The sequence below is a fragment of the Microbacterium sp. KNMS genome (assembly GCF_053851835.1).
Genome location: NZ_JBSQBP010000020.1, coordinates 40511 through 53757 on the forward strand (window position 1 = coordinate 40511; position 13247 = coordinate 53757).

Annotated in this window: 11 protein-coding genes; 6 read left to right on the forward strand and 5 right to left on the reverse strand. The window is 71.2% G+C overall.

Annotated elements, in window-relative coordinates; translation table 11 throughout:
• Window positions 1-36: 36 nt before the first annotated feature.
• A complete protein-coding gene (locus ACWXWW_RS12950) occupies window positions 37-1059 on the forward strand; it encodes a sugar-transfer associated ATP-grasp domain-containing protein (RefSeq protein WP_282977949.1) in 1023 nt (340 codons plus the stop codon).
• Window positions 1060-1114: 55 nt separating this feature from the next.
• Here ACWXWW_RS12950 and ACWXWW_RS12955 read toward each other — a convergent pair whose 3' ends face one another.
• The 3 genes from ACWXWW_RS12955 to ACWXWW_RS12965 form a co-directional block, all read right to left on the reverse strand.
• Window positions 1115-1828 (reverse strand): coenzyme F420-0:L-glutamate ligase, encoded by a 714-nt coding sequence (locus ACWXWW_RS12955; RefSeq protein ID WP_271172089.1) that lies wholly within the window; start codon window positions 1826-1828, stop codon window positions 1115-1117.
• A complete protein-coding gene (locus tag ACWXWW_RS12960) occupies window positions 1828-3135 on the reverse strand; it encodes an RNA polymerase sigma factor (RefSeq protein WP_282977951.1) in 1308 nt (435 codons plus the stop codon). The genes ACWXWW_RS12955 and ACWXWW_RS12960 overlap by 1 nt, the downstream gene beginning before the upstream one ends.
• Window positions 3136-3345: 210 nt before the next feature.
• Window positions 3346-4281 carry a proteasome assembly chaperone family protein gene (locus ACWXWW_RS12965; RefSeq protein WP_324014576.1) on the reverse strand — a complete coding sequence of 312 codons (936 nt, stop codon included), beginning with the start codon at window positions 4279-4281 and terminating at the stop codon, window positions 3346-3348.
• A gap of 75 nt (window positions 4282-4356) precedes the next feature.
• On the opposite strand from ACWXWW_RS12965, the gene ACWXWW_RS12970 reads away from it, so the two are divergent.
• The 3 genes from ACWXWW_RS12970 (at window position 4357) to sucB (ending at window position 9036) form a co-directional block, all read left to right on the forward strand.
• Window positions 4357-5850: a leucyl aminopeptidase gene (locus tag ACWXWW_RS12970; RefSeq protein ID WP_455970175.1), complete on the forward strand. Its 1494-nt coding sequence runs from the start codon at window positions 4357-4359 to the stop codon at window positions 5848-5850.
• The gene (gene lpdA / locus ACWXWW_RS12975; protein WP_455970176.1) at window positions 5847-7220 is read left to right on the forward strand and encodes a dihydrolipoyl dehydrogenase; all 1374 of its coding nucleotides are present in this window, start codon (window positions 5847-5849) and stop codon (window positions 7218-7220) included. Before ACWXWW_RS12970 ends, lpdA begins: the two co-directional genes overlap by 4 nt.
• Window positions 7221-7287: 67 nt before the next feature.
• Window positions 7288-9036, forward strand: coding sequence for a 2-oxoglutarate dehydrogenase, E2 component, dihydrolipoamide succinyltransferase (gene sucB, locus ACWXWW_RS12980; RefSeq protein WP_455970177.1), 1749 nt, complete (start codon window positions 7288-7290; stop codon window positions 9034-9036).
• A 45-nt stretch (window positions 9037-9081) separates the two neighbouring features.
• On the opposite strand, the gene ACWXWW_RS12985 is transcribed toward sucB, so the two are convergent.
• The gene (locus tag ACWXWW_RS12985; RefSeq protein WP_455970178.1) at window positions 9082-10332 is read right to left on the reverse strand and encodes a hypothetical protein; all 1251 of its coding nucleotides are present in this window, start codon (window positions 10330-10332) and stop codon (window positions 9082-9084) included.
• A 143-nt stretch (window positions 10333-10475) separates the two neighbouring features.
• Between ACWXWW_RS12985 and ACWXWW_RS12990 the strand changes: the two genes are divergently transcribed.
• Complete coding sequence (locus ACWXWW_RS12990) at window positions 10476-11180, forward strand: DUF4191 family protein (protein WP_271172096.1); 705 nt, start codon at window positions 10476-10478, stop codon at window positions 11178-11180.
• Window positions 11181-11236: 56 nt separating this feature from the next.
• On the opposite strand, the gene ACWXWW_RS12995 is transcribed toward ACWXWW_RS12990, so the two are convergent.
• A complete protein-coding gene (locus ACWXWW_RS12995) occupies window positions 11237-11668 on the reverse strand; it encodes an RDD family protein (protein ID WP_282977963.1) in 432 nt (143 codons plus the stop codon).
• 138 nt (window positions 11669-11806) lie between these two features.
• On the opposite strand from ACWXWW_RS12995, the gene glnA reads away from it, so the two are divergent.
• Window positions 11807-13231, forward strand: a complete 1425-nt coding sequence (glnA, locus tag ACWXWW_RS13000; protein ID WP_271172098.1) for a type I glutamate--ammonia ligase — start codon at window positions 11807-11809, stop codon at window positions 13229-13231.
• Window positions 13232-13247 lie beyond the last annotated feature (16 nt).

The window sequence follows — 13247 nt, forward strand, 5'->3', positions numbered from 1 at the left end:
GCCAGGCCCATCGCAAGCGACCTGGAGGACGCCCGTATGCCCTCGACCGGCCTGAGCCTCGGCCCCAAGCTCCGCTACCTCGTGGAGCGCGCGCGCCGCATCGACGTCGGGTCGGTGATCGAACGCGCCAAGGAGGTGCACGAGCAGCACGGCAAGGCGGTCCCGCTCGTCGTCGCCGACATGCTGTGGTCCGCCGCACGGCGCGACGTCGCGTTCCAGGACTACGTCGACTACGACTTCGCGATCCTCACGCGCGAGGAGCGGGCGACGTTCATGACCCACCCGGTGTCGATGCAGCTCGCCGCGAAGTACGCGCACCCCGACCACCGCGTCCTCTTCGAGAACAAGATCGAGTTCAACCGGCGCTTCGACCGCTTCCTGCGGCGCGAGTGGCTCGTCGTCGAGGCGGGGAACGCGGACGCGGTCCGCGCGTTCGTCGAGAAGCACGGCACGATCGTCGCCAAGGTGCCCGTGAGCCACATGGGCCTCGGAGTGCACCGCTACCACGCCGAGGAGGTGCAGGACTGGGCCGCGTTCCACCGCGGTCTCCTCGAGCGCGACGAGATCCTCCTCGAGGAGGTCATCGTGCAGCATCCCGACCTCGCCGCCGTCTGCCCCGGAACGGTCAACACGACGCGCATCACGGCGTTCAACGACGGCAGCGACGTGCACATCCTCGCGATCGCGCAGAAGTTCGGCCGCGGAGCGGTGAGCGACCAGATGTCGTTCGGCGGCTTCTACACGATGCTCGACGACGCGGGGCACGCGATCGGCGCGGGGTACGACTCCCACGGCCACGTCCACGAGAAGCACCCGGACACGGGCTTCCCGATCGCGCAGTTCCAGCTGCCCTTCATGGAGGAGGTGCGCGCGTTCATCGACCAGGTCGCGCGCATCGTGCCGCAGGTGCAGTACGTGGGCTGGGACGTCGTCGTCTCCCCCGACGGCCCTGTGCTCGTCGAGGGCAACTGGGGCGCCGGCGTCTACGAGAACAAGCCGTCCGTGACGGGCATCCGCACGGGGCACAAGCCCCGCTACCGCAAGGCGATCGGCTTCTGACGGAACGCAGAACGGGCCGGACCCCGAGGGGTCCGGCCCGTTCTCGCGCGTCTGATCAGCGACCGGCCGGCGCGGTGACCTTCCGGATGATGCCGAGCGGGGTCGACTGGTGGCCCTGCCCGAGCGGGTTGTCGCCGAGGATACGCACGAGGCGCTTCTCGCCGGCCTTGTCGAGCGTCGAGCCGAGGATGTTCCCGCCGATGTCGTTGATGTCGACCACGGCGACGTCGGCGTCCACCCCGAGCAGCGAGCGCACGTGCTCGGCGACCTCGCGCGGACGCTCGGGGCCGAGCACGACCGCCCGGTTGTAGGGCGGGATCGTGCCGGGGGTCGGCCCGTCGATCGCGCGCGCCTTGTCTCCCGCGATGCGGTAGAAGTCGCCGCGGCGGCCGAGGAGCTTCGTCACGGCCGACACGGCGGCCGCGAAGAGGATGCGCGGCGTGCCGACCTCGCGCAGCGCCATCTCCATCGTCTCGGGGATGCCCAGGCCGATGCCGTACGCGGTCTTCGTGACGTACTTCGAGAGGAAGGTCGCCAGCTTCCGCGGCCGGATCTCGTCCATCATGTACGAGCGGCCCTGCGTGATCGCGACGATCTTCTCCGTCACGAACAGGAGGTCTCCCGGCTCGACGGCGTCCTTCGCGTACTCCGCGATGATCGCGTCGATCTCGTCATCCGGCATGACCACCTTCGTGCGCAGGGGGATGCGCGCGTAGCGGACGCCGTCGACCTCGACCTCGAGGTGCTTGCCCTCGTTCGCCTCCGCCATCACTCGAGGTAGTCCCGGAGCGACTGCGAGCGGCTCGGGTGGCGCAGCTTCGCCATGGTCTTCGACTCGATCTGGCGGATGCGCTCGCGCGTCACGCCGAAGGTGTCGCCGATCTGGTCGAGCGTCTTGGGCTGCCCGTCGCCGAGACCGAAGCGCATGCGGATGACGCCCGCCTCGCGCTCGGAGAGCGAGTCGAGCAGGCTCTCGAGCTGACGCTGCAGCATCGTGAAGCCCACCGCGTCCGCGGGGACCACGGCCTCAGTGTCCTCGATGAGGTCGCCGAACTCGCTGTCGCCGTCCTCGCCGAGGGGCGTGTGCAGCGAGATGGGCTCGCGACCGTACTTCTGGACCTCGATGACCTTCTCGGGGGTCATGTCGAGCTCCTTGGAGAGCTCCTCGGGCGTGGGCTCGCGACCGAGGTCCTGCAGCATCTGCCGCTGGACGCGGGCGAGCTTGTTGATGACCTCGACCATGTGGACCGGGATGCGGATGGTGCGCGCCTGGTCGGCCATCGCGCGCGTGATCGCCTGGCGGATCCACCACGTCGCGTAGGTCGAGAACTTGAAGCCCTTGGTGTAGTCGAACTTCTCGACCGCGCGGATGAGACCGAGGTTGCCCTCCTGGATGAGGTCCAGGAACTGCATGCCGCGGCCCGTGTAGCGCTTCGCGAGCGAGACGACGAGGCGCAGGTTGGCGCCGAGCAGGTGGCTCTTCGCCCGCTGGCCGTCGCGCGCGACCCACTGGAGGTCGAGGCCGAGCTGGCTCGACTTCTCGGCGGCCGACATCTTGGAGAGCTTCTCCTCGGCGAACAGACCGGCCTCGATGCGCATCGCGAGGTCGACCTCCTCCGCCGCGTTGAGGAGGGGCACCTTGCCGATCTGCTTCAGGTAGTCCTTGACGGGGTCGGCCGTCGCGCCGGTGATCTGCGTCGAGTAGACGGGAACGTCCTCCTCGTCGCTCGAGCTGATGACGATCGCGCCGGTCGGAAGCGGCTCGACGGCCGGCTTCTTCTCGTCCTTCTCGTCGCCCTTGGCGTCGTCCTTCACCTCGTCGGCGTCGGTCTCCGCGTCGGCGTCCACGTCGATGTCCTCGACGTCGACGTCCTCCTCGATCTCGGCGTCCTCGTCGGACCCCTTCTTCGCTGTGCTCTTGGCCGCCTTCGTCTTCTTCGTCGACGCGGTCTTCGCTGCGGTCTTCTTGGTCGTCTTCTTCGCCGTGGAGCCCTGAGCCGTCTCCTCGACGACCTCTTCCGCGGCGGCTTCGTCCTTCTTCGCGGTACTCCGCGAAGCCTTCGTGGCAGTTGTCACGTTCTCGCCTTTCACCGACGGCGCTGCGCGCGTCGCCCCCGGGTGTCTTCGGGCACTAGTAAGACCCTTGTCAAGTCCCGCGCCTCGACAGCACGGACTCGACAACGGGTCGTGCACTCATTCTCTCATACCTGAGCCGCGTCCTCCGCCGCGGCTCGATCCGCTCCGATGAGGGAAACAGCCCGGCCCCCGCCCACATTCCCGGCGGGGTCAGTTCGGCTTGTCCTCGTCGCCGTTCGGACGGGAGGCGAGGTACCGCTCGAGCTCGGCGGCGAGCTCGTCGGCGCTCGGGATGTCGCTCTCGTGGATGAGGCCGGCCGAGCTCGGCGCTCCGCCGTCCGACAGATTGGCCATGTAGGCGTCGTATCGCTCCTCGAGCCCCGTCACCATCCGCGCGAGCTCGTCGTTGCCGTGGATCTGCTCCTCGACCTTCGCGAGGTACTCGAGGTTGTCGTCGCGGAGTCCGTCGAGATCGAACACGCGCCCCGTCGACGACGCGATCCGGTCGATCGCCGACAGCGTCGCCGCGGGGTAGTCGGTCTCGGCGAGGTAGTGCGGCACGAGGAGGACGAACCCGGCCACGAGCAGCCCGGCGGCCGACGCGCGGTACTCCAGGAGGTGCCCCGCGGTCGCCGGCACCTGCGTGCGGGGCTGCCAGATCGACTGCGCGGCGATCAGCTCGGTGCGGTTGCCGCTCACGGTGACGCCCAGCTCGCGGGTGTGCGGGACCGGCATCGCGATCGCGTGCACCCAGGTGAGCCCCGACACGTCGAACTCCCGCGCGAAGGCGATCACCGTCTCGGCGAACGCGTCCCACACGAAGTCGGGCTCGTACCCGGACAGGAGGAGGAAGGGCTGGCCGAGCGCGTCGTGGACGAGGGAGAGCTCGAGGCGCGGCGGGCGGAACTCGGTCAGGTGGTCCTTGTCGAAGGTGACGATCGGGCGACGCGCCCGGTAGTCGAGGAGCACGTCGTTCGAGAACACCGCGATGACGTGCGGATCGAGGTCCTCCCGCATGTAGTCGATCGCGCCCGACACGGCGCCGCCGGCGTCGGTGAACCCGGTCAGGAGCACGACGAGCGGCAGGCCACCGGGAACCACGGGGGCGTCGGCGAGTCGTTCGAAGAGATCTCGATGAGCGGGCATTCCTCCATGCTACGAGTCGCACGGCCCGCGCGGGCGGTCGTCGGGGTCGGGCGAGCGCGAACCTAGGATGGAGGAATGCCTCACCCCGAGATCGAGCTGTCCGCAGCCACGTTCCCCGCAGAGGGCGCCGATGCCCTCGTGATCGCGATCCCCGATCTGACGGGCGACGGGCCGGGGCCGGCCGGGCTCGCCGACCTCCTCCCCGCGCTCGATGCCATCGGCTTCACGGGGGCCCGCAACGCGTTCGCGCGGGTCTATGCGCCGGGCTTCTCGGATGCCCCGCTCGCGGTGGTCGGCCTCGGACGGCGCCCCGATGCGGACGCCGTCCGCGACGCCGTGGGGACGGCCATCCGCTCGTTCACGGGCTTCGACACGATCGCCGTCTCCGTCGCCGCCGAGGTGGAGGACGGATGGCGCGCGGCCGCCGAGGGCGCGGCGCTCGGCGGATACGCGTTCGCGGGATACAAGTCCGACTCGCAGGACAAGAGGGACAAGCGCCGTCGGGCGTCGCGCGTCGTCGTGCACGCGCCGGAAGGCGCGGACGACGCGGCCCTCGCCGCGGTGCGCGCAGGAGCCGAGGCCGTCGCCCTCGTGAAGGACCTCGTGTCGACGCCCGCCGAGTGGCAGAGCCCTGCGCAGCTGGCCGACACGGCCGTCGAGACGACGCAGGGTCTGCCGATCGACGTCACCGTGTGGGACGAGAGCGCCCTCGCGGAGGCCGGCTTCGGCGGCATCCTCGGCGTCGGGAAGGGATCCGACCGGCCGCCGCGCCTCGTCCGCCTCGACTACGCCCCGGCCGGCGCGGAGCGCCATATCGCGCTCGTCGGCAAGGGCATCACCTTCGACACGGGCGGGCTCTCGCTCAAGCCCGCGGCGTCCATGGTCGGCATGCAGGAGGACATGACGGGCGCCGCCGAGGTGCTCGCGGTCGTCCGCGCCGCCGCCCAGCTCGAGCTTCCCGTGCGGGTGACGGCGTGGATGTGCATCGCGGACAACATGCCGTCCGGTCGCGCGACGCGCCCCGGCGACGTGCTCGTGATGGCCGACGGCACGACCGTCGAGGTGACCAACACCGACGCGGAGGGGCGGCTCGTGCTCGCCGACGGCCTCATCGCCGCGAGCAGGGAGAACCCCGATGTCATCGTCGACGTCGCGACCCTCACCGGGGCGATGATCGTCGCGCTCGGCACGCGCCACACGGGCGTGATGGGGCACGGCGACGCGGTCGACGCGTTCCTCCGCTCAGCCGATCGGACCGGCGAGCTCGCGTGGGCGCTCCCCCTGCCCGAGCACATCGCCGAGGAGCTCGACTCCCGCGTGGCCGACATGCGCAACGCGAACGTCGGGAATCGCGCGGGCGGCGCGCTCTTCGCGGGGCTTTTCCTTCAGCGCTTCGTGGGCCGCACCGGCGAGGGAGACGACGCCCCGCGCATCCCGTGGGTGCACCTCGACATCGCGGGCTCGTCGATGAGCACCGGCAGCGCCTTCGGCTTCACGGACAAGGGGCCGACCGGCGCCACCGTCCGCGCGCTCATCGACTTCGTCGCGGCAGGCGGTGAGGTGCGATGACCGAGCAGGTCTTCGACGTCGTCGTCCTCGGCGGCGGCAGCGGCGGCTACGCCGCCGCGCTGCGCGCCGCCGAGCTCGGCAAGCGCGTGGCGATCGTGGAGAAGGACAAGGTCGGCGGCACGTGCCTGCATCGGGGGTGCATCCCCACGAAGGCGCTGCTGCACGCGGCGGAGGTCGCCGACACCGTGCGCGGCGCGGCCGAGTTCGGCGTCACCGCCGAGCTCTCGGGAATCGACGCCGCGCAGGTGGCGGCCTACCGCGACGGCATCGTGGCGAAGAAGCACAAGGGCCTCGAGGGCCTCATCAAGGCGCGCGGCATCACGGTCGTCGCCGGCGAGGGGCGTCTCGAGGCCGGCCCGGCCGTCCGCGTCGGCGACGATCTCCTGCGTGCGCAGGACGTCGTCCTCGCGACGGGCTCGTACAGCCGGACGCTGCCCGGGCTCGAGCTCGGGGGCCGGATCATGGCGAGCGAGGGCGCCCTCGCCCTGGATGAGATCCCGTCGAGCGCGATCATCCTCGGCGGCGGGGTGATCGGCGTCGAGTTCGCGAGCGTCTGGCGGTCTTTCGGCGCCGACGTGACGATCGTGGAGGCCCTCGAGCATCTCGCGCCCAACGAGGACATCGCGCTCAGCAAGGGCCTCGAGCGCGCCTACCGCCGTCGCGGCATCCGCACCTCGCTCGGCGTCCGCTTCGCGTCGGCGTCGCAGACCGCCGACGCCGTCACCGTGACGCTCGAGAACGGCGAGACGCACACGGCCGACGTGCTGCTCGTGGCCGTCGGTCGCGGCCCCGCGACCGACGGCCTCGGTCTCGACGAGGCCGGCGTCCGGCGGGATCGCGGCTTCGTCGTCGTCGACGACGAGCTGCGCACGAGCGCACGCGGCGTGTGGGCCGTGGGAGACATCGTGCCGGGCCTGCAGCTGGCCCACCGCAGCTTCCAGCAGGGCATCGCCGTCGCCGAGCGCATCGCGGGTCTCGCGAGCGCCCCGGTTCCCGATGCCCAGCTCCCCCGCGTGACCTACTCCCACCCCGAGCTCGCCTCTGTCGGCGTGACCGAGGCGCAGGCGATCGCGCAGCAAGGTGCCGACGGGATCGAGACCGCCGAGTTCAATCTCGCGGGCAACGCGAAGAGCGAGATCATCGGGACCGGCGGACTCGTGAAGGTCGTGCGCCGCAAGGACGGCCCCGTCCTCGGCGTGCACCTCATCGGCGACCGCGTGGGCGAGCTCATCACGGAGGGCCAGCTGGCCGTCGCGTGGGAAGCCCACCCCGACGACCTGGCGCCCCTCATCCACGCGCATCCGACGCAGAGCGAAGCGCTCGGCGAGGCCTTCCTGGCGCTCGCGGGCAAGCCGCTCCACGCGCTGTGACGCCGCCCCCGGACCCCAACAACACTAAGCTAGACAAGAATTCGACATTCCGAAGGAGACTCCTGACATGAGCACTTCCGTCGTCCTCCCCGCTCTCGGAGAGAGCGTGACCGAGGGTACGGTCACCCGCTGGCTGAAGCAGGTCGGTGACACCGTCGCAGCGGACGAGCCGCTTCTCGAGGTGTCGACCGACAAGGTCGACACCGAGATCCCCTCGCCGGTGAGCGGCGTCCTGGAGACCATCCTCGTGCAGGAGGACGAGACGGTCGAGGTCGGTGCTGAGCTCGCCCGTGTCGGCGACGGCTCCGGCGCGGCCGAGGCTCCCGCGGCACCGGCCGCCGAGGCGGCGCCCGCCGAGGCCGCCCCCGCCCAGGCCGCCCCCGCGGAGGCTCCGGCCGCCCAGGCTGCGCCTGCCGCGGAGGCTCCCGCGGCCGCGCCCGCCGCAAGCGGCGACTCCTCCGACGTCGTGCTCCCCGAGCTGGGCGAGAGCGTGACCGAGGGCACCGTCACCCGCTGGCTCAAGCAGGTCGGCGACTCCGTCGAGGTCGACGAGCCGCTGCTGGAGATCTCCACGGACAAGGTCGACACCGAGATCCCGTCGCCGGTCGCCGGCACGGTCCAGGAGATCCTCGTCCAGGAGGACGAGACAGTCGAGGTCGGGTCGGTGCTCGCTCGCGTCGGCAGCGGCGCCCCGGCGGCTCCGGCTGCTCCCGCCGCCCCGGCTGCCGCCCCCGCGGCTCCCGCCGAGGCCGAGGCGCCTGCGGCTCCCGCCCCCGCGGCTCCGGCTGCTCCCGCTCCGGCGGCTGCTCCCGCCGCTCCGGCTGCTCCCGCTCCGGCGGCTGCTCCCGCCGCTCCGGCTGCTGCTCCCGCCGCCCCTGCGGCGCCGGCCGCGCCCGCCGGCGAGGACGAGAAGCTCTATGTGACGCCGCTCGTGCGCCGTCTCGCGGCGCAGAACAACGTCGACCTGTCCACGGTGAAGGGCACGGGCGTGGGCGGCCGCATCCGCAAGGAGGACGTCCTCAAGGCCGCGGAGGGCGCTGCCGCGGCTCCGGCTGCCGCGCCGGCTGCCGCTGCGGCGGTCAAGCCCGAGCCGTCGCCGCTGCGCGGCACGACCGCCCCGATGTCGCGCCTGCGCAAGGTGCTGGCGTCGCGCGCCGTCGAGTCGATGCAGAAGACCGCTCAGCTGACCACGGTCGTCGAGGTCGACGTCACGAAGCTCGCCGCCTTCCGCGACGAGGTCAAGGGCACGTTCCTCGAGAAGACCGGCGACAAGCTGTCGTTCCTGCCGTTCTTCGCCCTCGCCGCCGCCGAGGCGCTGCAGGCGTACCCGATCGTCAACGCGACGGTCGACGGCGAGAACAACATCGTCTACCCGCCGACGGAGAACCTCTCCATCGCGGTCGACACCGAGCGCGGTCTCCTCACGCCGGTCGTCCGCGACGCCGGGTCGAAGAACCTCGCGCAGATCGCCCACGAGATCGCCGACCTCGCCGCGCGCACGCGCGACAACAAGCTGAAGCCGGACGAGCTCTCGGGCGGCACCTTCACCCTGACGAACACCGGATCGCGCGGCGCGCTGTTCGACACGCCGGTCGTGTTCCTGCCGCAGTCGGCGATCCTCGGCACGGGCGTCGTCTTCAAGCGCCCCGGCGTCGTGAAGGTCGACGGGGTCGAGGCCATCGGCATCCGCTCGTACGTGTACCTTGCGCTCTCGTACGACCACCGCACGATCGACGGCGCGGACGCCGCCCGCTTCCTGTCGGCGGTCAAGGCGCGCCTCGAGGCGGCGGAGTTCGCGGGCGACCTCGGCATCTGAGGTCGACGCGCCCCGAGCGAAGGGGGCCGGATGGACGCACCGCGTTCATCCGGCCCCCTTCGCCGTGTCGTAGACCTGGCGCAGGCGCCATGCGCCGTCGACCCGCTCGAGCACGACGTGCCGGGTCTCGCCGTCCACCACGGCGCGGGTGACGGCGACATCCCCGAAGTCGTCGAGAAGGGCCACGGTGGCGTCATCCGCCCCCTCGACGAGCCGCGCCGTCGCCTGCACGGGCGTCTCGTCGTCGACCCCTTCCGCCTCGGGGCCGTGCTCGCTCTCGGGCGCGCCCGCGGCATCTGCCGGCTCAGCAGCCGCGGCCGGCTCCTCTGCGGCGCCCGCGCCGGGCGACGCGTCCGACGGCCACAGGGCTCCGGCGAGGAGGACCGCGGCCGCGCACGCGCCTCCGACGAGAAGCGGAGCGCGACGCGAGCCCGTGCGCGCGCCGCGCGGCCGCAGACGGGATCGGATGAGCGCCGCCCCCTCGCGCAGCCCCTCCCACGCGCGCGTCGCCAGCATCCCCACGCCCGCATCGACGTGCCGGTCGATCCAGTCGCTCCAGGCTGGCATCGCCGCGCGGTCCGGCTGGTCCGCGCCCTGACGCCGTTCGGGCGTCGCTGCCGCGTCCGAGCTCGCGGTGCCGTCGTCCGCTCGGAGCAGAGGTCGCGGCGCGCAGGCGTCGAAGAGCCGCGACTCGAGCTCGGGGAGCGTGCGGTGGAGCCCGCGCGGGCGCTCGAGCGCGGTCGCGCACTCGTCGAGTGCGCGCCGCACGACGCGGTCGCCCGATGCCTCGCTCACGGTGGCCAGCACGCGCCGTGCGGAGGCCTCGGCGGCATCCCCGGCACCGAGAGCGAGCACCGGGCGCGCCTCGTCGGTGAGCCACCACTCGCCGCTCGGCCCGTGCTCGTCCCCCGCACGGCCCGCCCAGGCCTCCTGCACGCCGCGGAGGACGCTCACCGCGAGCGTCACGATCTCCCCGCCCGCGAGCGCCGGCCCGCGTGCGAGCCGTCCGGTGAGCCAGGTCTCCAGGCGCGCGACGCACCACGGCAGCGCGAGCGCGTGGCCATCCGGAAGCCGCACGATGTCGACGGGAGCGAGCACGTGCTGCGCGCCGGCGGCACGCCATCCGTCCCATCCTTCCGCCGCTTCGGTCCGCACGAGCTGGACCACATCGTCGCCGGCAGCCGCGAGCTCGCCCGCGAGCGGCGCACCGGGTGGAGCCACGTGTCGGATCAGCCGATACGCGCCTGTCCCCTCGGAGATGCCCGGCTCCCCCGAGATCACGTCGTCCCACCCCATGCGCCCACTCTCGCCCGCAGGGGCGGCGAGGCGCGCGGCGGATCGCGCCGACGCGCCCGACGCGCCGTCCGGAGGCGCCTGTGCACGCGTCGTCGGCCGCTCAGCGGCACTCGGGCGCACCCGCGCGCCGGTAGGCTTGTCCCATGGCACGCAGCACTTCCGCCGAGAAGCGACCCGGCTTCTTCTCGCAGATCAGGTCACTGTTCACGTTCACCCGTGAGGCCTTCCCCTGGCTCGGCTGGCTGCTCGCCGGGATCGTGGTGCTCGGCGTCGCCCTCGGCGTCGTCGTCGGCTTCCTGCTGCAGCCGCAGTGGTGGGGCATCCTCCTCTGGGGCATCACCGGACTCATGGTCGGCGCGCTCGCTGCCATGATGACCATGACGCGCTTCTCGACGCGCGCGATGTACCGCAAGCTCGACGGCATGCCCGGCGCGAGCGGCCACGTCCTCTCCAACATGCTCGGCCGCAACTGGCGCGGCGAGGAGATGCCGGTCGGCATCAACCCCAAGACGCAGGAGGCGGTCTACCGCGCCGTGGGCCGCGGCGGCATCGTCGTCGTCGGAGAGGGCTCCAAGGGCCGGCTCACGCGCCTCATGCGCGACGAGCGGATGCGCGCCCAGCGTGTGGCGTCGGGCGTCCCGGTCCACGAGTTCTACGTCGGCCACGGCGAGGGCGAGGTGCCGATCGACCAGCTCGCGAAGACGATCAAGGCCCTGCCGAAGGCGATCGACCGCGCGACGATGGGCGCCGTCCTGCAGCGCATCGAGTCGGTGTCGCAGTCGATCACGTCGCTGCCCATCCCGAAGGGCATCGACCCGACGAAGGTCCGCTCGCAGCGGCCGCGCTGATCCTCTGACATGACGATGCCCTCGCCGCGCGGCGAGGGCATCGTCATGTCAGGGCGTCACGCGCGCAGGAGGACCGTCCCGGCGGCCTTGTCATGCAGGCCCCGCTGGTCCTGGTCCCACACGACGGCCGGGATCACGAGCATGAGGAGCGCGGTGCGCACGATCGGCCGCCAGACGCCCGTCCACGCGCCATCCGCTCGGACCAGGCGCATCCCGACGAGCCGGTGCCCTGGGCTCCCGCCGAGCATGGGGATGAAGAGCACCTGCAGCGCTGCGAAGACCATGAGCGGCGTGAACATCGTGAGACCGGCCTCGCTGGGCAGCGCGAACTGGTCGTACCCGAAGAAGGCGGATGCGATGAGGGTCGCCGCCGCGTAGTCGATCGCGAGCGCGGCGATGCGGCGGCCAGGACGGGCGATCGAGCCGGCGCCCGATGCCGGCAGGCCCAGGCTGGCCCCCGGGTGGTCGGCGTGGGTGGGGGATGTCACCCGACGAGCCTAGAGGAACCGGGCTGTGTAACATGCCGGAAACATAAGGGACATGACGAGGCAACGCCGGAGCCGTAGGTTTGCCGCGTCGTCCGTTCCACGGATTGCCCCACCCGAGATCCCACAACTGGAGCCTCAATGTTCAAAGATTCCTCCGAGGTCCTGAAGTTCATCAAGGACGAGGACGTCAAGTTCCTCGACATCCGCTTCACGGACCTTCCCGGCGTCCAGCAGCACTTCAACATCCCGGCTTCCACCGTGGACGAGGAGTTCTTCACGGTCGGCCAGCTCTTCGACGGCTCCTCGATCCGCGGGTTCGCGAACATCCACGAGTCGGACATGCAGCTCATCCCCGACGTGTCGACGGCATACCTCGACCCGTTCCGCGAGGCGAAGACGCTCATCATGGTCTTCGACATCTACAACCCGCGCAACGGCGAGATCTACGCGAAGGACCCGCGTCAGGTCGCCAAGAAGGCCGAGAAGTACCTCGCCTCCACCGGCATCGCCGACACCGCGTACTTCGCTCCCGAGGCCGAGTTCTACATCTTCGACGACGTGCGCTACGAGGTGAAGCAGAACGCGAGCTTCTACTCGGTGGACTCCGAGGAGGGCGCGTGGAACACGGGCCGCGCCGAAGAGGGCGGCAACCTGGCCAACAAGACCCCGTACAAGGGCGGCTACTTCCCGGTGTCCCCCGTCGACAAGACGGCTGACCTCCGCGACGACATCAGCCTCAAGCTCATCGAGGCCGGCCTCGAGCTCGAGCGCGCGCACCACGAGGTGGGCACGGGCGGCCAGCAGGAGATCAACTACCGCTTCGACACCATGGTGCACGCGGCCGACGACATCCTGAAGTTCAAGTACATCGTCAAGAACACGGCCGAGGAGTGGGGCAAGGTCGCGACCTTCATGCCCAAGCCGCTCTTCGGCGACAACGGCTCCGGCATGCACACGCACCAGTCGCTGTGGGCCGACGGCAAGCCCCTCTTCTACGACGAGACCGGCTACGGCGGCCTGAGCGACATCGCCCGCTGGTACATCGGCGGAATCCTCGCGCACGCTCCCGCGGTCCTCGCGTTCACGAACCCGACGCTGAACAGCTACCACCGTCTCGTCAAGGGCTTCGAGGCTCCCGTGAACCTCGTCTACTCCGCCGGCAACCGCTCCGCGGCCATCCGCATCCCGATCACCGGCTCGAACCCGAAGGCCAAGCGCATCGAGTTCCGCGCCCCCGACGCGTCGGGCAACCCGTACCTCGCGTTCGCCGCGCAGCTCATGGCCGGCCTCGACGGCATCAAGAACCGCATCGAGCCGCACGAGCCGGTCGACAAGGACCTGTACGAGCTCCCCGCCGAGGAGGCCAAGGGCATCCCCCAGGTCCCGAACTCGCTGCAGGACTCGCTCGACGCGCTCCGCGAGGACCACGCGTTCCTCCTCGAGGGCGGCGTGTTCACGCAGGAGCTCATCGACACCTGGATCGAGTACAAGGAGGAGAACGAGATCAAGCCGCTCGCGCAGCGTCCTCACCCCTTCGAGTACGAGCTGTACTTCGGCGTCTGAGCCGCGCACAGCGATG